The 20,790-nt window shown below is 62.1% G+C and carries 18 protein-coding genes; all 18 read right to left on the reverse strand.

All coding sequences use genetic code 11. The annotated features are described in order from the left end of the window. Position 1: 1 nt before the first annotated feature. On the reverse strand, positions 2-2,056 hold the full coding sequence (gene uvrC / locus QP999_RS08765; RefSeq protein WP_269948230.1) for an excinuclease ABC subunit UvrC: 2,055 nt from the start codon (positions 2,054-2,056) through the stop codon (positions 2-4). Next, the gene (locus tag QP999_RS08770) at positions 2,056-2,679 is read right to left on the reverse strand and encodes a PH domain-containing protein (protein ID WP_284848092.1); all 624 of its coding nucleotides are present in this window, start codon (positions 2,677-2,679) and stop codon (positions 2,056-2,058) included. Before QP999_RS08770 ends, uvrC begins: the two co-directional genes overlap by 1 nt. An 83-nt stretch (positions 2,680-2,762) precedes the next feature. Continuing rightward, the gene (ribH, locus tag QP999_RS08775; protein WP_070524305.1) at positions 2,763-3,245 is read right to left on the reverse strand and encodes a 6,7-dimethyl-8-ribityllumazine synthase; all 483 of its coding nucleotides are present in this window, start codon (positions 3,243-3,245) and stop codon (positions 2,763-2,765) included. Positions 3,246-3,287: 42 nt separating this feature from the next. Beyond that, entirely contained in the window at positions 3,288-4,550 is a 1,263-nt protein-coding gene (locus QP999_RS08780; RefSeq protein ID WP_269948228.1) for a bifunctional 3,4-dihydroxy-2-butanone-4-phosphate synthase/GTP cyclohydrolase II, read from the reverse strand. An 11-nt stretch (positions 4,551-4,561) separates the two neighbouring features. Then, entirely contained in the window at positions 4,562-5,200 is a 639-nt protein-coding gene (locus tag QP999_RS08785; RefSeq protein ID WP_070565342.1) for a riboflavin synthase, read from the reverse strand. 18 nt (positions 5,201-5,218) lie between these two features. Continuing rightward, entirely contained in the window at positions 5,219-6,244 is a 1,026-nt protein-coding gene (gene ribD / locus QP999_RS08790; RefSeq protein ID WP_284848093.1) for a bifunctional diaminohydroxyphosphoribosylaminopyrimidine deaminase/5-amino-6-(5-phosphoribosylamino)uracil reductase RibD, read from the reverse strand. Beyond that, positions 6,241-6,918, reverse strand: a complete 678-nt coding sequence (rpe, locus tag QP999_RS08795; protein WP_070565344.1) for a ribulose-phosphate 3-epimerase — start codon at positions 6,916-6,918, stop codon at positions 6,241-6,243. The genes ribD and rpe overlap by 4 nt, the downstream gene beginning before the upstream one ends. A 28-nt stretch (positions 6,919-6,946) precedes the next feature. Then, on the reverse strand, positions 6,947-8,521 hold the full coding sequence (locus tag QP999_RS08800) for an RsmB/NOP family class I SAM-dependent RNA methyltransferase (RefSeq protein WP_284848094.1): 1,575 nt from the start codon (positions 8,519-8,521) through the stop codon (positions 6,947-6,949). After that, positions 8,518-9,516 (reverse strand): methionyl-tRNA formyltransferase, encoded by a 999-nt coding sequence (fmt, locus tag QP999_RS08805; RefSeq protein WP_284848095.1) that lies wholly within the window; start codon positions 9,514-9,516, stop codon positions 8,518-8,520. The genes QP999_RS08800 and fmt overlap by 4 nt, the downstream gene beginning before the upstream one ends. Positions 9,517-9,604: 88 nt before the next feature. Further along, positions 9,605-10,114: a peptide deformylase gene (gene def / locus QP999_RS08810; protein ID WP_070524315.1), complete on the reverse strand. Its 510-nt coding sequence runs from the start codon at positions 10,112-10,114 to the stop codon at positions 9,605-9,607. Between the two features lie 152 nt (positions 10,115-10,266). Beyond that, entirely contained in the window at positions 10,267-12,309 is a 2,043-nt protein-coding gene (locus tag QP999_RS08815) for a primosomal protein N' (RefSeq protein ID WP_284848096.1), read from the reverse strand. Between the two features lie 11 nt (positions 12,310-12,320). Beyond that, entirely contained in the window at positions 12,321-13,544 is a 1,224-nt protein-coding gene (gene metK, locus QP999_RS08820) for a methionine adenosyltransferase (protein ID WP_070524320.1), read from the reverse strand. Between the two features lie 115 nt (positions 13,545-13,659). Beyond that, positions 13,660-14,985, reverse strand: coding sequence for a bifunctional phosphopantothenoylcysteine decarboxylase/phosphopantothenate--cysteine ligase CoaBC (gene coaBC, locus QP999_RS08825; RefSeq protein WP_502870656.1), 1,326 nt, complete (start codon positions 14,983-14,985; stop codon positions 13,660-13,662). A gap of 108 nt (positions 14,986-15,093) precedes the next feature. Continuing rightward, the gene (rpoZ, locus tag QP999_RS08830) at positions 15,094-15,396 is read right to left on the reverse strand and encodes a DNA-directed RNA polymerase subunit omega (protein WP_070524322.1); all 303 of its coding nucleotides are present in this window, start codon (positions 15,394-15,396) and stop codon (positions 15,094-15,096) included. Positions 15,397-15,434: 38 nt separating this feature from the next. Then, complete coding sequence (gene gmk, locus QP999_RS08835) at positions 15,435-16,004, reverse strand: guanylate kinase (RefSeq protein ID WP_070524324.1); 570 nt, start codon at positions 16,002-16,004, stop codon at positions 15,435-15,437. Positions 16,005-16,012: 8 nt separating this feature from the next. Next, positions 16,013-16,333, reverse strand: coding sequence for an integration host factor, actinobacterial type (gene mihF, locus QP999_RS08840; RefSeq protein ID WP_010186801.1), 321 nt, complete (start codon positions 16,331-16,333; stop codon positions 16,013-16,015). A 270-nt stretch (positions 16,334-16,603) separates the two neighbouring features. Further along, a complete protein-coding gene (gene pyrF, locus QP999_RS08845) occupies positions 16,604-17,452 on the reverse strand; it encodes an orotidine-5'-phosphate decarboxylase (RefSeq protein ID WP_070564410.1) in 849 nt (282 codons plus the stop codon). Then, the gene (gene carB, locus QP999_RS08850) at positions 17,436-20,777 is read right to left on the reverse strand and encodes a carbamoyl-phosphate synthase large subunit (protein WP_070596568.1); all 3,342 of its coding nucleotides are present in this window, start codon (positions 20,775-20,777) and stop codon (positions 17,436-17,438) included. The genes pyrF and carB overlap by 17 nt, the downstream gene beginning before the upstream one ends. Positions 20,778-20,790 lie beyond the last annotated feature (13 nt).

Raw genomic sequence — 20,790 nt, forward strand, 5'->3', positions numbered from 1 at the left:
CTTAGGAATCCTGGAGATGATCAAATACCGTCTGCGCCAGCTTCGGGCCAAACCCCTTCACCGCAGCAATCTCCTCCACGCTGGCCTCTTTGAGCTTCTTCACTGAGCCGAAGTGCTTCACCAGATCGGTGCGCCGCTGCGGCCCCAATCCCGGTACCGCATCGAGTACGGACGAGCGCATCCGCTTCGACCGCTGCTGTCGGTGATACGTAATAGCTACGCGGTGCGCCTCATCGCGGAGGTGCTGTAGAAGAAATAGCGCCTGCGAATTACGTGGCAGGATCACCGGCTCATCATCGCCTGGGACCCACACTTCTTCCAGGCGCTTAGCCAGGCCGATGAGTGTCACATCGACGATGCCAAGCTCGTCGAACACCGCCTGCGCCGCCGCCACCTGCGGTGCGCCACCGTCGACGATGAACAGTTGCGGCGGATAGGAGCTGCGTTTGGTCTGGCTCGCGGCCTCCTCGCGGACCATTTCTTCAGCGAAGGTGGTGTTCTCCAGCTCCTCGTCCGGAACCGCTCGTTTGTCCTCGTGGTGGTGCTTGAAGCGGCGCCGAGTCACCTCAGCGATAGACCCCACGTCGTTGGAGCGGCCATCGCCCGCCGCCTCCTTGATGCGGTAGCGGCGGTAATCGGACTTGCGCGGTAGCCCATCCTCGAAAACCACCAGGGAGGCCACGACATCGGTGCCCTGAATGTGCGAGATATCCGTGCACTCGATGCGCAGCGGCGCGGAATCCATGTCTAACGCTTCCTGCAGCTCCTGCAGGGCTGCGGATCGGGCAGTAAGGTCTCCGACTCGCTTGAGTTTGTGCTGCCGCAGCTGCTCCTTCGCATTGCGCTCGACGGTCTCCATCAAGGCACGCTTGTCACCGCGTTGCGGAACCCGCAAGTCAATCTGCGCGCCCCGCAGGTCCTCCAGAACTATCTTCACCTCATCGGCTTCGTCCGGCAGCGTTTGGACCAAGATCTCACGAGGGATGGCGTTTCCCCGATGAACCGCGGTATGGGATTCCTGGTCTACTCCCCTGCGCTCCAGCTTGGCGTCTTCCGCGGCCTCCTGGCGCTGGCGCTCCACGGCATCCGAATAGAACTGGATTAAGAAATTCTGGATGAGCGCCGGAAGCCCCGGATCAGGCTGTCCTTCCTCGATTGGCTCCGTGATGGCTTGGTCACCGGAGCGTTCCACCACCCAGCCTCGCTGGCCGCGGATGCGCCCCGCGCGCACGTGAAAGATCTGAACTGCTGCCTCCAACTCGTCGGAGCTAAACGCGATGAGGTCGGCGTCGGTGCCGTCGGAAAGCACCACAGCCTGTTGCTCCATGAGCTTGTCAATCGCGCCGAGATCGTCGCGCAGGCGGGCAGCCAGCTCGAACTCGAGGTTCTCTGAGGCTTCCTCCATTCGCTGGGTTAGTCGCTTGCGCACAGGACCAGTATTGCCGTTCATGAAGCTCAGCAGCTGGTTCACCGTCTCACGGTGTTCCTCGGCGCTCACCCTGCCAATGCAGGGGGCATCGCATTTTCCGATATACCCCAACAAACAAGGCCGCCCCAAGCGCTCATGGCGGTTGAATACCCCTTTGGCACACGTGCGCATAGGGAAAATTCGCGTCAGCAGGTCAAGCGATTCACGCACTGCCCAGGCGTGGGAATAGGGGCCAAAGTAGCGCACACCTTTACGGCGTGGGCCGCGGTAGAAAAACGCTCGCGGGATGGTCTCCCCCACAGATACCGCAAGCATCGGATACGTTTTGTCATCGCGGTACATGACGTTGAAGCGTGGATCGAAGCGCTTAATCCACGTGTACTCCAGCTGCAGCGCTTCCACCTCGCTGGCCACCACGGTCCATTCCACCGATGCGGCGGTGAGGACCATCTGGCGGGTCCGCGGGTGCAATTGCGTGATGTCTTGAAAATAGTTCGATAGGCGCGCCCGCAAATTCTTTGCCTTGCCCACATAGATGACGCGGCGATTGTCATCGCGGAACTTATAAACGCCCGGATCCGTGGGGATGCTTCCGGGCGCAGGGCGGTACTCAGAGGGATCAGCCACTAGTCATCCTGCGGCATGTAGCGTGCTTCCAAGTCACGGAAAGAGCGGACCTTGGTGACAATGTCCTGCCTATCGCCCGATTGCAGGGCCCACACCGGAACATATTCAAAGTCAGGAAGTTCGATGCGTGCCATGCGCGAGCCTTCGGGAAAGGACAGGCCATAGATGACCTGCCACGGGTAGAAGCGGGTTCCCACAATGTTGCGGATCTCTACGCCATCGGAGTTCGCGCGCAGCCGCGGACGCGTCAGTGCCAACCAAGACAGGATGGAGATAATCACGCCGACGCCGGGGAAGGCAAACTTATCAATCGTCGTCACAGTCGCGCCGGTAAAGGACAAGCCAACCGTGAAGCCCATAAACAGGTGCGCTGCCATCACAAGGATGATCCAGATGATTGCCACCTTGCGCAGATAGGGCGAGGTGGCCTCATACTCCCAGGGCTTGGATGAAGTCTGGGCGAAGGGATCGGCGCTGGTATAAGCCCGCACCTGCTCATCGCTCACGCTCGAGGAACCCCCAGACGCAGCGGGCGCGCCCGGCTGCGAGGATTGGGAGGCCTTGCCAGCGCGGGCTGACCGCGCGCGCTCTTCGTGCGCCGAAGGCACCTGTGGATCCGTCATCGAGTTTCCATCTCCTCATCACTCCGCTAAGACAGGCCACGGGCCTGCGCGATATGCAGATCGCCGTGGTTGCGCTTGGCAGCCTACTTTAGGGTCGACTCGTTCAGTGTACGCAACGTATGCACGGTTTCTAAAGCTGCATGCATAGCCTCCGCGCCTTTATCTTCTGAAGAGTTCTCAAATCCGGCGCGATCGACGGCTTGCTCATAGTCGTTCACCGTCAGGACACCATTTCCCACGGGCGTCGACTCATCGAGAGCAATACGCGTCAGCCCCTGCGTGACCGAGTCACACACGTAGTCAAAGTGCGGAGTGCCGCCCCGGACGACACAGCCCAGCGCCACCACGGCATCGTGGGTGCGCGCCGCGGCCTGGACCACGACGGGCAGCTCGAGGGCGCCGACGACGCGCAATGGAGTGACCTCAGCACCAGCGGCTTCGGCGGTCTCAAGCGCGCGGCGGTGCAGCTGATCGCAGATCTCGGCGTTCCACGTGGCGGTAACTACGGCGACGCGGAGTCCTTCTCCCGAGACATTGTTCGGGGTTGGCAGGCCTTCCTTGCTCACGGTGTGCTCCTTTGTTTTGTTCCAGTGTTTGGTCTTAATGCTCTAGGAGTGTTTGAGATCCCATTCGGCCACCTGTGGCAGGTCATGGCCCATCCTGTCGCGCTTCGTGCGCAGATAGCTAATGTTTTCCGCCGTGGCGGGTGTAGCCAGGCCGGTGCGGGCGGTGGCGTCAATGCCGAAGCCCTGTAGCCCTTCACCCTTGTGTGGGTTGTTGGTCAAGAGGTTGACGGATTTCACGCCCACATCGCGCAGGATTTGTCCGGCAACGGAGTACTCGCGGGCGTCTTCAGGCAGCCCCTGTTCCACGTTGGCGTCGACGGTGTCCATCCCGTCATCTTGCAAGCGATAGGCCTTGAGCTTGTTTACCAAGCCAATGCCACGCCCTTCCTGTCCGCGCAGGTAGATGACAATGCCACGCCCGGCCGCCTGGACCGCGCGGAGGGATTCCTGCAGCTGCGGGCCGCAGTCACAGCGCTCAGATGCGAAGACATCACCGGTCAGGCACTCAGAGTGCACGCGGACAGGTACGTCTTCCGCACCGGAATAGCTCTCCACGTCACCGACGAAAAGGGCAATGTGCTCGCGCTTGTCGACGCCATTCACATACCCAACTGCGCGAAACTCGCCGTACTCGGTGGGCAGGCGGGTTTCTACCTCGCGGTGAACCTGTTGCTCATTGTGGCGGCGCCACTTGATGAGCTGCTCGATGGAGATCATCGTGAGCCCGTGGACGTCGGCGAAGCGGCGCAGCTCCGGCGAGCGAGCCATATCCGTGGGGTCTTCTTCGGAAACGATCTCACAGAGCACGCCGGCCGGGCGGAGCCCCGCCAACCGTGCCAGATCGATCGCAGCTTCCGTGTGGCCATCACGCTCGAGCACACCATTCGGGCGGGCAGCCAGCGGGACGACATGGCCCGGGCGCGTAAACTGCGACGGCTCGGAGGAGGGATCAGCCAGCTTGCGGATGGTCTCACAGCGCGAGGTAGCGGAGATGCCAGTGGAGCCATTAGCAAGGTCCACGGTGACGGTGTAGGCGGTCTGGCGCACGTCTTGATTGACCGCCATCATCGGTGGCAAGTTCAGGCGCTTGCAGTCCTCTGGGAGCAAAGGTGCACAAATATATCCGGAGCTATAACGCACCATGAAAGCCACGAGTTCCGGGGTGGCGAGCTCGGCGGCGAAGATGAGATCACCTTCGTTTTCCCGATCTTCATTGTCCACGACGACGACGGCCTTGCCGGCCGCGATGTCGGCGATGGCTTGCTCGACGCTATCTAAACTAAATGCTGAATCTGCAGCGCTCATAAGGACTAACTCTATCCCTCTGTGCCCGCGGCGTGGGCGTTAGGGTGAACCATTTTCTCTACATACTTTGCAACCACGTCTACCTCGAGGTTTACGCGGGCGCCGGGCGCCATTGCACCAAACACGGTATCGCGCAATGTGGTGGGAATGAGAGAGACCTCAAAAAAGCCATCCGCGCCAGGTTTATCTTCATCCGCCGATACCGCGGACACCGTCAGGGACGTTCCTTGGACGGCGATGGATCCCTTCTCCACGACGTATCGGGCGAGCTCCCGCGGCAGGCTAAAACGCAACACCTCCCAGTGCTCCGAGGGGGTGCGGGAAAGCAGCGTGCCGGTGCCGTCGACATGGCCCTGCACGATGTGGCCGCCCAAACGAGTCGTTGGGAGCACCGCCCGCTCGAGGTTAACCGCCGAACCCACTTCGAGTTCTCCCAATGAACTACGGTTCAAGGATTCCTTCATAACGTCTGCGATAAAGGTTCCTTCTCCCAGCTCGGCTACGGTCAGGCAGACGCCGTTGACAGCGATGGAATCACCCAACTGCGCATCACTCAGCACGGTAGATGCCGCGATGCCCAAACGGACTGCATCGCCCTGCGGTTCCACGCTATCGACGTGCCCGATTTCTTCTACGAGTCCGGTAAACATAGTCCGTACTCCCCTTTCCTACTTCTCATTCTTCCGGTATTCCACGAGCAGGTCGGCGCCAAGCTCGGTAACCGCCGCGCGCTGCCACCTCGGAGCCAGCGCCAAGTTCGAGGCTATAGCCCGAGTGAGAACTCCCCTGCCCTGGCCAAGGATGACGTTGCCGATGTATGCCTGAATGCAATCCACGCTGCCCAATTCCATAAAGCTCGTCGCGAGTCCCGCACCGCCTTCGACGAGAATGTCGCGCGCGCCGCTGGCGTACAGCTCGGCTAGCGCCTCCTGCGGGGTGGAATAGTGCTCGAAACCTAGCTTTGCCAGATTACTGCTTCCGCCTCGGTCCACGTCCCGGGAGCCGATGACGACGCGCCGCGGCTGCGTTTCACGCAAGGAGCCGTCCCGGTAACGTGCCGTCAACGACGGGTTATCAGCCAGCGCGGTGCCCGTGCCGATGAGGATGGCATCCCTTTTTGACCGGTCGCGGTGCACATGCTCGCGAGCCTGCTCCCCGGTAATCCATTGGCTGCTGCCATCCACTGTGGCGGTAAACCCGTCGAGGCTTTGGGCAAACTTAAGCGTCACGTGCGGCCGGCCCAAGCGCACCGCACCCAACCACCCGGCGAGTGCATCGCTCACGCCGTCCGGCGCCTCAATCTGCCCCACGGCAATGCCGGCGCCGCGCAATGTGGCCGCGCCGCCGCCGGCCTCCGGGGTGGGGTCTGGGTGAAGGAAGTAAACGGCGGCCACAGAGGCATCGATAAGCGCCTGCGCACAGGGCCCAGTACGTCCGGTGTGGTTACAGGGTTCCAAGGTCACGACCGCCGTGCCGCCCCGCGCCTTGTCGCCCGCTTCGCGTAACGCCATGACTTCGGCATGCGGACCGCCCGGGGGCTGGGTTGCGCCGACACCGGCGACGCGGCCGGCGGCATCAAGTATGACTGCTCCTACAGGCGGGTTTGGGCTCGTCGTGCCGCGCACCTTATCGCCGGCCTCCATGGCCACACGCAGCGCCCGCGTGAGAACCGCTGAGTTTAGGTGTGGGATCACAGCGTGGCCAAGCTACGCAGCTCGTCGACGGCCGCTGCCTTGTCTGCTTGTTTGTAAATGGCGGAACCTGCGACGAAAGCATCGCAGCCCGCCTCGGCGGCGGAGCGAATCGTTTCAGCGGAAATGCCACCGTCAATCTCGATGAGGACGTCCAGACCACGCTCGTCGATGGCCGCGCGCAAGGCGCGCACCTTGTCCAGCTGATCCGGCATAAAGCTCTGACCACCAAAGCCCGGCTCAACTGACATAACGAGCACTTCGTCGAAGTGCTCGAGGGCGTCCAGCCAAGGGTCGATCGGCGTGCCCGGCTTAATGGAAAAGCCCGCGCGCACACCTAAATCCCGGATTGTACGCGCCAGGGCGATGGCCGCGTCCTTGTCGGCGACGGCCTCGACGTGGAAGATGATGCAATCGGCGCCGGCCTTGGCGTAGGTTTCTACCCACTTCTCGGGTTCCTCGATCATGAGGTGAACGTCCAGCGTTTGCGGTGTAATCCCGTCCACCGTCGCAGTGATATCCGGGCCAAAGGACAGGTTCGGGACGAAGTGTCCATCCATGATGTCGACGTGGATCCAATCTGCGTTGGCCACGGCGCGGACCTCTTCGCCCAAGCGGGTGAAGTCGGCGGCCAAGATGGACGGGGAAATAATGGGACCAGACGAGAGTGCAGACATGACCTTCAGCCTAGTCCCTCTCGCAGCCTCAGTCCGCCACTCGGCGCAAGACCGCGAAAGACATCGCATCGGTGCCATGGCGGTGCGGCCACATCTGCGCGGACAGCTCGGCGCCAAGGTCCCCCATCTCCGGCAGCTCGTCGCGCGTATCTAGTTCTTCGATCTGAATCGCTGATCCCTCTGCGTGCCGCTGCACGGCGGCATCCACGATGCCCCTGGTCTCACGCAGATCCGGCGAGCAAGTCGAGTACACCACGACGCCACCTGGGCGCACCAGCTCCAACGCGGACTCGAGCAGCTCGGTTTGCAGCTGGTTCAGCTCCGCAATATCTGATTCGGCCTTGCGCCAGCGAGCTTCCGGGCGCCGGCGGAGCGCGCCTAGGCCGGAGCAGGGGGCGTCGACCAGCACGCGGTCAAAGCCTGGTTTCAGTCCTGGTGCTCGGCCGTCCGCTTGGTGCACGCGCACAGGCAGGTCCCCCACCGTCTTTTCCACCAAGGTGGCGCGATGCGGGGAGACTTCGACGGCATCAACTGTCGCGCCCTCAATTCGGGCGATCGCCCCCATGAGGGCGGCCTTGCCACCAGGTCCGGCGCACAGATCCAGCCAGCGTCCGGTGTCTTCACCACTGAGCTCGGCTTCCGTTACCGCGCGGGCAATGAGCTGCGAACCTTCGTCTTGGACTGCCGCCAGCCGTTGGCGAACCGGCTCTAGCGAACCAGGATCCCCGTGCTCAAGGTAGACCGCATAGGGAGAATAGCGGCCTTCCTCGCAACCGGTGATCAGGGCGAGTTCTTCGGCGGAGATCTCACCGGGGCGCGCTACCAAGTGCACAACGGGGCGTTGGGAGTCCGCCTCGAGTGCGAGCTCCAGCTCACGCGACTGGTCGGCGCTGAGCGCACCAGTGCCATCGGGTTCCAACACACCCAAGGCACGGCCGAAGGAGCGGGCAATCCACTCCGGATGGGCATGGCGGAAGGCCAAAGCAGCCACCTGACCTTGGGGAGCAAGCTGATCCAACCACGCTTGCGCCGGCGTACGGGTGATGGTGCGCATGATGCCGTTGGCAAAACCTTTAGCCTTGTCCTGACCAGCTGCCTCCACGAGGCGCACGGTAGTATCGACCGCCGCGTGTGCCTCAACGCGGGTATAGAGCACCTGGTAGGTTCCCATTCGCAGGGCGGTGAGCACGTCGGGGGCGATAGCGTCGAGGCCACGAGAGGCGCACTCGGCGATGACGGCATCGAGCACGCCCTCGGTCCGCAGCGTGCCGTAGGTTAACTCGGTGGCGAAGGCAGCATCGCGGCCACTGAGGTTATTGGCGCTTACGGCTTTCGGCAGCGTGAGGTTGGCAAAGGCATCGTCTGCGTCCACGCGTTGCAATACTTCGAAAGCCACCGCGCGTGGACGATCCACCCCGCAGCGCTGCGCGGCAGAAACCACCGAGGTCGACGGCGCTGGGCGACGTGTATCGTGACGCTGACCGCCGCGACGCTCCCTGTTGCCTTTGGCAGTGCGTTTCGCACCGCCGCGTTGCTGCTTTCCACGCGGCGCGCGGTCTGCAGGATCGCCTGACTTGCTGCGGGATCTAAAACCTCCGCTCATGAGAACTTCACCTCATCCTCGCCGCCTTCTACTGACTGCGAAGCCTGGTGTGCAAGCCCGCGGCCCCAGTCGGCGGCATTCATCATCTTCTTTCCTGGCGGTTGAATCTTTCCCAAACGAACCGGGGAGCTGCCGGTACCGACCACCACTTCCTTCTTGGCCACGTGGACTTCACCCGGCTGCAATGCGGAAAGCGCGGAGTGTTCAGTAAGGTCCTTAAGTTCTGTGGGTGGCACAAGGTTTACTGGACCGACTTTTAAGCGAGACTGCCCCAACATGGTCCAAGCACCCGGCCCCGGGGTGTGCGCGCGAATGTGGCGATCAACGGCCTCGGCGGGCGCAGTCCAGTCGATGCGGGCATCGTCGGTAGAGATCTTGTGCGCATAAGAGGCTTCACCTACCTGCGGCTGCGGCGCGATGCTGCCGTCTTCCAACCCATCCATGGTCCGCACGAGGAGGTCGCCACCGGCATAGGCCAGCCGCGTCAATAGGTCATCCGCGGTATCGGTGTCTTGGATGTCCTCGTCGATCGTGGCGAGGATGTCCCCAGTGTCCAGGCCTTGGTCGATGCGGAAGGTCGTAGCACCCGTGCGAGTATCCCCAGCCGCAATGGCTGCTTGCACCGGTGCCGCGCCTCGCCACGCCGGGAGCAGGGAGAAGTGAAGGTTCACCCAACCGTGCGTCGGAAGGCTCAGCAAGTCCTCGGTGATCAGGTTTCCGTAGGCAACCACGGGGATAGCCTCGGGAGCAATGTCTGCTAGTCGTGCACGCAGGGCATCACCGTCCTCGGTGCCTGGCTTAAGTGTGGTCGGCGTGAGCACCTCGATACCGTGCTTTTCCGCCAGTGCCTTCACCGGACTTGGATGAACGGTGCGGCCACGGCCCCGGCGGGCATCAGGCCGAGTAATGACGGCGGCCACCTCATGGGGTGAGTCAATGAGCTTCTCCAAAGCCACAACTGCGGGCTCCGGGGTTCCGGCAAAAACAATACGCACTGCTAGAGCATGCCTTTCTCGTGTGAGAGTTTCTAAATCTAATGTTCAAAAATGAATCTGCTGTACTGCTGATTAAGCAGGGCTACGGCTATGCGTTGAACCACTCCGATTGGCGGATGGTTTTCATAGAGTCCTTCCGAAGCTCATCGCTCAGACGCTGCAAGAACAAGATCCCATCCAAGTGGTCCGTCTCGTGTTGGATACAACGCGCCATCAGCCCAGAGGCAAGCATGGAAATCGGGCGGCCGTGTGGGTCGAATCCGCGCAGAAGTACGGTAGAAAAGCGTTCAGTGGGCTGAGAAATGCCGGGGATGGACAAGCAACCTTCGGTCCCCAACTGCATGTCCTGGCCCACCGCTTCCCATACCGGGTTAATGACGGCACCGCGCAAACCATGCTGATAATGCGAGCAATCGAAGACAAAGATGCGCTTGGTCACACCGATCTGGTTGGCCGCTAAACCTACTCCCCCTGCGGCTTCCATTGTCTCCAGCATGTCCTGAGCCAAGCGTTCCAATGATGGCCCGAACTCGGTGATTTCCTCAGCTCTGGTGGTGAGGACCGGGTCGCCGTAGAGACGAACCTCTCGCACGGTCATAGTGGTACTCCTCGTGGTTGACGGTGTGGCACGTCGTGCGGGGGTTGTCGGCCTTGGCATTCCTTGCCTGCCCAGGGCCCTCCGCGCTCCTGCACCGAGAATAGTTCACCTTCCGCGGGAGGCGCTCGACAGGGGTGGAAAGGAGCGCAGCGTTAACCGATGTTTATCGGATCCACGGCGATACGCAGAGGCAAAACATCCTTGCGAGCGCTGCGCAAGGAATTGGCTGTGCGCAAGGCCTGGCCCAGCAGGGACCTCGGGCCCAGCGGGGTTCGAATTAGCAGACGCTGTGGTTCGCCGCCGCGCTCATGATCGTATTCACCCGGCAAGCTCACGCCAGGCGGCAACGGTACGGGCCCGAGAAGCTCCGCATGCTCCGGCAGTTCCGCTAGCTCCAGGAAGGCATCGAGGGAGGCGTCCGCCCCGTCGATCGCCGCCATATGCACCGCGGGCGGAAAGCGAACCTCGCGGCGCGCCTGCAACTCGGCCGCCGCGGCGCCCACCATGTCCCACCGGCTAAAGAAATCCACAAGCGGCAGCTGTTCATCAGCGGCGACGATAACGACACCACCCTCCTTGGCTGGCGCAACGAGGGTGGCCGCCGCGGCCCATGTGGCCAATGTGTCCTCCGTGGCGCGCAGATCCTGGCGGCCGAGCAACGCCCCGGTTTCCACAAGGAGCGCAGCCCCGTACATCCCGCCTTTCGCTACGCGCGGCTCCGCGCCGGGTGTCGCGATGACGAGCGCGGGCGCGTCTGGGATTTCATCTACGACCGTGGACCCACCGGATTGAATCACGCGTGTATTGGGAAAGGCCCGGCCCATCTCTTCCGCAGTGCGCTCGGAGCCCAACACGATGGCGCGCAACCGCGGTGAGCCGCACTCCGGACAGCGGTAATGCGCGTCAACGCGCCCGCACCACCGGCACGTGGGCAGCGCCGCAGAATCGGTCGACTCGTGCTTCGAACCGCGAGCGGAAGGCAGGCCTAAGGGACCGTTGCAATGACGACACCGCGCAGGAGATGCGCACTGCCCGCAGGCGAGGATTGGGGCATAGCCCTTGCGCGGGACTTGAACAAGGACGGGCTCGCCCCGGTCGAGGGCTGCGCGCGTGGCTTGGAAGGCGGGGCCGCTTACCGACGTCGTGCCTCCCCGCATATGGCGGGCCACGTTGACGCCATACGCACCCACCGCAACGATTTCGGGGCGCCTATCTTCCAGTGTGTTCGCGGCGGGTAGAAGATCGTGGGCCCACCCCGATTCAACGAGTAGTTGGGCCTCCGCGGTGCGGGCGTGGCCGGCGAGGATAAGGCTGCAACCTTCCTGCGCGGAGCGTGTGCTCAGCACTTCCCTGGAGTGAACATAGGGCTTGAGGTTGTCAACCAAGCTATCGTCGCCATCGTTGAGCAAGACGGCCAATTGGAGGCCCTTGACCGGGGCGAAGGCGGCGGAGCGCGTCCCGATGACGATTCGGGCTTGACCCGTCAACGCCGATAGATAGCGGCGATAGCGTGCCTGGGGGCCGGTGCTGTGCGCGAGCACCGTGATTTGTTTGGCAGAGACGTGGCGGCGAAAGGCCTCCTCGAGCTGATCCAGGTCCTTCTGGTCCGGTACGACCATGAGCACGCCGCCGCCTTGGAGCGCCACACTGGTGCCCAGCGCTGCCAGCGCGCTTGCCCAGTCCTCCCCCGGCGCTATCTGCCATGCTGCTCGCGCAATATGGCCCGACAGCACAGAGTCCACGAAGGACTCGCCATGCTGGTACCCGGACCAGGCAGAGAGATCTGGGTGCTCCGCTGTACCTAATTCTTCCCATGGTGTATCGACATCCGCTTCCTCAGCCTTGGCATGACGCGCCGGGATGGCGGCGCGGATGATATCGGAGCGCACGCCGCCATAACGGGCTGCAAGGGATTCGATGAGCGCCGACATTTCCGGCGAGTACACCGCAAAGGGGGAAATCACGCGATCGATATAGCGAAGCGATCCAGCGAAGTCGGAATCGCTGGCGCGGGAGAGCAGGATGGCGTCGACCAGCCGGCCATTGAAGCGAATGCGCACGCGTACGCCTGGCTGGGCGGCCTGCGAATCCGATTCATCGATGAGGTAGTCGAATTCGCGGTCCAGGTGCGCTACCCCCAACAAAGGCAACACCCGCGCGACCGGTTGCTGGGCGGCGGGTGTCTTCTTGGGCATAGCGCCCGATTCTACAGGCCGGCGGCGCGGCGCAAGTCGACAGCCCGCGAGGTGTCCTCCCACGGAAGGTCAACATCGGTGCGGCCAAAGTGACCGTAGGCCGCGGTTTGACGGTAGATCGGGCGCTGCAGGTTGAGCTCGCGGATAATGGCGGCGGGGCGCAGATCAAAAACCTTGTCCACCGCAGCCTGAATGTCGGCATCGCTCAAACCGGCTTGAGCAGTACCGAAGGTCTCGACATAGAGACCAACCGGCTTCGCGCGACCAATAGCGTATGCAACCTGCACTTCGGCGCGGTCGGCCAGACCGGCGGACACGATGTTCTTAGCTACCCAACGCATAGCGTAGGCGGCTGAGCGGTCCACCTTGCTCGGGTCCTTGCCGGAGAAGGCACCGCCACCGTGGCGGGCCATGCCGCCGTAGGTATCGACGATGATCTTGCGCCCAGTCAGGCCTGCATCACCCATTGGCCCGCCAAGAATGAAGGAACCAGAGGGGTTGATGAGTAGCTCGGTGTCGTCGGTGTAGTACTTGCTCAGGTCCGCATCGTTGACGACCCACTCGACTACATGGGTACGAAGCTGTTCCGCGAGCCAGTCCTGGGTCACCTCCGGATCATGCTGGGTGGAGATGACAATCGTCTCTAAGCGAGTCGGCACATCGTTCTCGTCATATGCAAAGGTGACCTGGGTCTTGCCATCTGGGCGCAGGGAAGGAACGATGCCTTCCTTGCGGACCTGGGTGAGGCGACGCGAAAGGTGGTGTGCCGTAGAGATCGGCAGCGGCATGAATTCTGGAGTCTCATTCGTTGCGTAGCCGAACATGAGGCCCTGGTCGCCAGCGCCATATTGATCGTCGTCCTCAAACTGGCCCGAGCGAACCTCGGTTGAGGCGTCCACTCCGGCGCCAATCTCTTGGGATTGCTCACCAATCGCTACGTTGACTCCGCAGGTGTGGCCGTCAAATCCCACGTCGGAGGAAGTAAACCCGATCTCCACGAGGGTCTTGCGTACAATCTGCGGGATCTCCACATACCCGGAGGTGCGCACCTCACCCACGACGTGAACTTGGCCCGTGGTGACAAGAGTCTCCACGGCGACGTGTGCGTTTGGGTCTTCCTTAAGAAGGGCGTCAAGAATGGCGTCCGAGATAGCGTCACAAATCTTATCCGGGTGACCTTCTGTCACGGATTCGCTGGTAAAAAGACGTACCGCCTGAACAGCTGTTTCAGTCACAAATCTTCCTTAAACTAGTTCTGCGCGCCGTGGGCAAGGCAGCGCCTATCCCACGTCCCGGCTAATAACACCGCCCCATCGTAGACCAAGCGGTCTACAGCTGCAAGAACGAGCGCTACCTTTCCAGAATTTCATTCACCACGTTAAGTATCTGGGCAGCTACAACCTGCTTCGATCCCGGTTCAACCTCCACCGGATCAGCACCCTTCCGAAGGATCCACCCTGCACTCGTTGGCTGTCCGAAGACCTTGCCCTCCCCAACCTCGTTGGCCATGAGTACATCGCACCCCTTCTTCACGAATTTTTGCTGGGCGTACTCGAGCACGCTCGTGTGTGCATCCCCGGTCTCCGCTGCAAAACCGACGATGATGGCATCGCGCTTCAAGTCCCCATTCTCGCGGCGTTCGACCAACCCCTTGAGGATATCCGGGTTTTCTACCAGCTCGAGATGAGCTAAGTCCTCGTCAGCGGCCCCCTTCTTCATCTTGGAGTCCGCGACGGAAGCCGGCCGATAGTCTGAAACAGCTGCAGCCATGATGACGATATCCGCATCCGCTGCTTCAGCGTTCATTGCCTTGTGCATATCGCGAGTGGAAGTCACCCGCACAACGGAGGCGCCTGATGGAATCGGAAGCGCGTCAGTATTGCCGGCAACGATAGTTACATCTGCACCGCGCTGCGCGGCTACTTCTCCTAAGGCAAAGCCCTGGCGACCAGAGGAACGATTGCCCAGGTACCGCACCGGATCTAGGTTCTCCTGCGTCCCCCCGGCAGAAATCACGACCTTGAGCCCCTGCCAATCATGATCCACGCGGTGGCCAGCAATAATTGTGCGGGCAAACTCCGCTATCTGCCCCGGTTCCGGCAAGCGGCCTGCACCGGAATCAACGCCGGTGAGCCGCCCATGGGCCGGTTCCATCACGATAACGCCGCGACGACGCAATGTCGCCACGTTGTCTTGCGTCGCTGGATTGAGCCACATCTCCGTGTGCATAGCTGGGGCAATGATGACAGGACACGTAGCAACCAGCACAGAGGCGCTCAGCAGATCATCGGCGCGGCCACAGGCCAACCGAGCGATCAAGTCAGCGGTGGCTGGGGCGATGACGACGGCATCGGCCTGCTGCCCCAGTGCGACATGCTGCACCTCATCAACTGCATCGAAAACGGTAGTCGAGACCGGATGCCCCGACAGCGCCTCGAAGGTGGCTGCACCGACGAAATTTAACGCGGCTTCTGTAGGAATCACGCGGACATCATCGCCGTGCTCAGTGAAGTCCCGAATCAGATGACATGCTTTATAGGCGGCGATTCCGCCGGCCACACCGACAAGGATGCGACGCGGCTGCGTGGTTCCGCCTGCACCCGATGAAGCCGCCTCTGCGGGAGCCGAGGCAGTGCTGCTCTCTGGACAATCTGGGGTTTGCTGTACATCCTTCACTCGGACGATAGTACCCAAGACACAACAAACCCACCCAAGCGCCTCAAGCGACACTAGGGTGGGTCTATTTCGGAATACGCGCTAGGCTGCTGCCTTCACGGGCGAAGGCTAGTTGCCTTCCTCGTGGTCCAGCAGGCCGGCGTCGATCTCGCGCAGTGCGATGGACAGCGGCTTCTCGCCCGGCTCCGGGGTCACCAGCGGTCCGACGAACTCGAAGACGCCTTCGTCCTGTTCCTTGTAGTAGCTGTTGATCTGACGTGCGCGCTTAGCGGCGAAGATCACCAGGGCGTACTTAGACGAGACCTTGCCCAGCAGCTCATCGATAGGCGGGTCAGTGATACCCGTCGGCGGATCGAATACTGGCTCCGGCTTTGCGGCCTCAGAATTGGCAGGTGTGGTCACGTTGGTCACATGCACCTTTACTGTTGGTAGATGGTCAAAATCGTGGTCTATCCACGCAGGATAGCACTAATTGCAGCAACGGCCTCATCGAGATTGTCATTGACAACGATGTGGTCGAACTCTTTTTGCGCGGCAAGTTCCGTTTCTGCGGTGTGCAAACGGCGGTCGATCACATCCTGTGGCTCGGTACCGCGCCCAGTCAGGCGCTCCACCAAAACCTCCCAGGACGGTGGGGCCAGAAACACGGTTTCCGCCTCCGGCATCGCCGCCTTCACGTTGCGGGCGCCTGCAAGATCAACCTCCACCAACACTGGGCGACCAGCCAACATCGCTTCCCTAACGGGTTGAGCCGGCGTACCAGAACGCTGCAAACCACCGTGGATCTCTGCCCATTCGAGCATGTCTCCGGCGTCAATGTGTTCCTGGAAAGCCTCCGGGGAGACAAAGAAGTAGTCCACCCCATCAGACTCGCCGGGGCGGGGTTGGCGCGTCGTCATCGAGACGCTGAAGTAAAGGTTGTCTACATCATCGCGCAGGCGCGAAACCACAGTGGACTTACCCACAGCGGACGGCCCGGCCAGAACGACCAGGCGCCCGCGTGCAGTTTCGTCAGCCATTGCGCTAATTACTCGCCGTAGCCGAAACGCTCGAGCAGGGCGCGGCGCTGACGGTCACCCAGGCCACGCAGGCGGCGGGTCTGAGCAATCTCCAGGTCCTCCATGATTTCCTTAGCCTTGACCTTGCCAACCTTCGGCAGAGCCTCGAGAAGCGCGGAGACCTTGGTCTTACCGATGATCTCATCGGTCTCGGCCTTCTCCAGAACTTCCTGCAGGTTGGTCTCGCCGCGCTTCAGCGCAGCCTTGAGCTCAGCGCGAGCCTTGCGAGCCTCAGCGGCCTTTGCGAGAGCTTCTTTGCGCTGCTCATCTGTCAACTTGGGAAGGGCCACGGGTTTCCTCCGATTTCATTAGTACGAACATTGTCATCTGATGGCTAACACCAGAATCTCGGCTCACGGTGGGGAGATTTCCCCAGCGCGGGGTAGCTTTTGCTACCGCCGCGAACCGACTTCTGGCAATCCTAGCACTGGTCTGTACGCGATGACGTAACCCGGCCCCTTTCTATTAAAGGTTCCTGCACGTCAACGCACATGCCTTAAACAAAATACCAGGTAAACGGCGCGCCTGTTAATCCAGCGCGCCGTTTGAGACCGAGCTCTTTAGTCTCGGAATTCAGCAGCCGTATCAATTACGGCTTTGCGCAGGTCAGCAACGTCTGGGCCCGCCGAAAGGATGGCTCGGGAGACGTTGGCAAAGCCCAGCTCGGGTGCCGCGGAGGTGAGTTGCCTAACATCAGCCGGAGTCGCGCCCTGCGCGCCCACGCCCGGAAGAAGAACCGGACCATGTAAATGGTCTAATACCGGCGGCGCGTCGAGTGTCGCACCGACAACCACTCCGAGCGCTCCCACAGCGTCATCCATGACCATTGCCGCGGCATTGCGCTGTCCGAGTTCATCAACGACGCGCTGCGCGACGCTGCGGCCATCGACGCTCAGCGATTGCAACGCTACGGCCTCCGGATTGGAGGTCGCCGCAAGGACGAAGACACCAGCACGGGTCTTTTCCGCAATATCGAAGACAGGACTCAACGCTCCCACACCGAGGTAAGGCGATACCGTCACCGCGTCCGCGCGCAACGGCGAGTCCTCCCCCAGCCAGGCCTCGGCATAACCCGCCATGGTGGAGCCGATATCGCCGCGTTTAGCATCGGCCAGACTCAGGCAGCCTTGCTCGCGCAGCGCTGCCAGAACCTCTTCGAGGACGGCGAAACCGCGCGAACCACAGCGCTCAAAGAACGCCACTTGCGGCTTGACTACAGCTGCCGTGTCGGCGAATGCCTCTACGCAACGCATACTGAAGGTGCGCAGTCCGTCGACGTCGACTGGCAGGCCCCACGCCTCCAGGAGGTGTGGGTGTGGGTCAATACCTACGCACAGACGCCCACGTTGCCTACCCGCGGCGACAAGGCGATCGCCAAAGGTAGGTGCAGCATTAGTTGGCTGGGTCATGCTTAAGCTCCTGCAGCGCGCGAACCTTAAGATCTCCCTGACGCAGTGCTTCGATGCCCTGCACCGCCGCGGTAACGCCCTGAACGGTCGTCACCAGCGGAACCCCGACGGATACTGCCGCGGCGCGAATGTCATAGCCGTCGTGGCGTGCACCGGCGGAACCGGCCGGTGTGTTGAGGATGAGGTCGACCTTGCCGGCCAGGATGGCGTCGACGATGGACTCTTGTCCCTCCTCAGCCTCAGAGACCTTGACTGCCACCTCGCACTCCACGCCATTGCGGCGCAGCATCTGCGCGGTGCCTGCCGTGGCGACGATGGTGTAGCCCATGTAGGCCAGGCGCTGAATCGGGAAGATCAGCGTGCGCTTGTCGCGGTTGGCCACGGACACGAAGACCGTACCCTCCGTCGGCAGCTCGCCGAAGGCGGCCATCTCACCCTTGGCATAGGCTGCGCCGAAGTTGTCGGCCAAGCCCATGACCTCACCGGTGGACTTCATCTCCGGGGAGAGCAGCGTGTCAAGCAGCTGACCGTCGGGGCGGCGGAACCGGTTGAACGGCAGCACGGCTTCCTTAACCGCAATCGGGTGCTCAATGGGCAGGGAGCCGCCGTCATAGGTGGACGGGATGATTCCCTCATCCTTGAGCTGCGCGATGGACGCGCCGAGCATGACGCGCGCTGCGGCCTTAGCCATCGGCACACCAGTGGCCTTGGACACGAACGGCACCGTACGGGACGCGCGCGGGTTGGCCTCAATGACGTAGAGGGTATCGTCCTTAAGCGCGTACTGGACGTTCATCAGGCCCTTGACACCGATACCATGCGCTAGACGACGCGTCGACTCCCGCACCTTTTCAATATCCTCCGGGCCGAGCGTCATCGGCGGCAAGGCGCAGGAGGAGTCGCCGGAGTGGATACCCGCCTCCTCGATGTGCTCCATGACTCCGCCGAGGTAGACCTCCTCGCCGTCGCACAGCGCGTCGACGTCGATCTCGATAGCGTTGTCGAGGAAGCGGTCCACCAACACCGGGTGATCCGAGGTGATCTCGGTGGCGCGCTCGATGTAGTCACGCAGGGAGTCTTCGTCATAGACAATCTCCATGCCGCGGCCGCCCAGCACGTAGGACGGGCGGACCAGCACTGGGTAGCCGATGTTCGCGGCGACCTCGCGGGCCTCATCGAAGGAGGTGGCGGTACCGAAGTCCGGTGCTGGAAGCTCGGCAGCGGCAAGCACCTTACCGAACTCGCCGCGGTCTTCCGCCAGGTCGATGGCGGCGGCAGAGGTTCCGACGACCGGAACGCCCGCGGCGGTCAGGCGCTCGGCCAAGCCCAGCGGGGTCTGCCCGCCCAGCTGGACGATGACACCGGCAACCTCACCACAGGCGGCCTCTGCGTGGTAGACCTCCATGACATCTTCGAAGGTCAAGGGCTCGAAGTAGAGGCGGTCTGCAGTGTCGTAGTCCGTCGATACTGTCTCCGGGTTGCAGTTGACCATAACCGTCTCATAGCCCTCGCGGGAGAGCTCCAATGCGGCGTGCACACAGGAGTAGTCAAACTCAATGCCTTGACCGATGCGGTTCGGGCCGGAGCCCAAGATGATGACCTTGCCCTTGGTCTTTTCGGAGTTGGCTCGAACCTCGGATTCCGCGTTCGGATCCATCTCGTAGGTGCTGTAGTGGTACGGGGTTTGTGCCTCGAACTCGCCCGCACAGGTATCAACGGTCTTGTAGACCGGGCGAATACCCAGGGACCAACGCAGGGAGCGCACGCCATCCTCACCGGCGAACTCCGGACGCAGTGCGGCAATCTGGGCATCAGAGAGGCCAAAGACCTTGGCGCGGCGCAACAACTGCGCGTCGAGCACTGGGGCGTTCTCGAGCTCCTCGCGGAACTGCACGAGTGCTTCGAGCTCCGCCAAGAACCACGGGTCCAGGTGGGAGTGCTCGTGGAGCTGCTCAACGGTAGCACCCAAACGCAGCGCCAGCTCGATGTCGTACATACGGCCATCGGTCGGGCGCTCTAGATCCTTGAGCACGGCGTCGAGGTCGGTGGCGCGCTCACCGGCGAAATACTCATCCGGCTTGGTCCAGAAACCAGAAGGCTTGCCCTCCAGCGAGCGCATGACCTTATTGAGGCCGGAGATGTAGTTGCGGCCAATGCCCATGGCCTCGCCCACAGACTTCATCGTGGTGGTCAGGGTGTCATCAGCGCCCGGGAACTTCTCGAAGGCAAAGCGCGGAGCCTTGACAATGACGTAGTCCAGCGTCGGCTCGAAGGCGGCCGGGGTCACGCCGGTGATGTCGTTACGAACCTCGTCCAGGGTGTAGCCGATAGCCAGCTTGGCAGCCAGCTTGGCAATCGGGAAACCGGTGGCCTTAGAAGCTAGCGCCGAAGAGCGGGACACACGCGGATTCATCTCGATGGTGATGATGCGGCCGTCATCCGGGTTCACAGCGAACTGGATATTGCAGCCGCCGGTGTCGACGCCGACCTCGCGGATGATGGCGATACCCTGGTCGCGCATCTTCTGGTACTCGCGGTCAGTCAAGGTCAAGGCCGGGGCTACGGTGACGGAGTCACCGGTGTGGACGCCAAGGGCGTCGACGTTCTCGATGGAGGCGATGACCACGACGTTATCGTCGCCATCGCGCATGAGCTCAAGCTCGAACTCCTTCCAGCCCAGGATGGACTCCTCGATGAGGACGTTCGCTTCCGGCGAGGCGGCCAGGCCGCCGCCGGCGATACGGTCGAGGTCCTCCTCGTTGAAGGCCAGACCAGAGCCCAGGCCGCCCATCGTAAACGATGGGCGTACAACGACCGGGAGGCCGAGCTCGGCGACAGTCTCGTGAACCTCATCCATGGTGTGGCAGACGCGGGAACGCGCGGATTCACCGCCGATGGAGGCCACGATGTCCTTGAACTTCTGGCGGTCCTCGCCGCGCTCGATGGCGTCGATATCGGCACCGATGAGCTCGATATCGTACTTCTTCAGGATGCCCAGGCGGTCCAGCTGTACGGCGGCGTTGAGGGCGGTCTGGCCACCGAGGGTTGCCAGCACGGCGTCGATAGGATTGCCCTCTTCTTTTTCCTTCTGGAAGATCTTCTCGATGAACTCGGGCTCGATGGGCTCCACATAGGTGTGGTCTGCGAACTCCGGGTCGGTCATAATCGTTGCCGGGTTGGAATTGACCAGCGTTACGCGCAGCCCTTCTTCCTTGAGCACGCGGCAGGCCTGGGTGCCGGAGTAGTCGAACTCGCAGGCCTGGCCAATAACAATCGGGCCGGAGCCGATAACCAGGACGTGATTGATGTCGTTGCGCTTTGGCATTAGTTTCTTCTTC

Source organism: Corynebacterium sp. MSK004 (genome assembly GCF_030232515.1).
Taxonomy (GTDB): domain Bacteria; phylum Actinomycetota; class Actinomycetes; order Mycobacteriales; family Mycobacteriaceae; genus Corynebacterium; species Corynebacterium hesseae.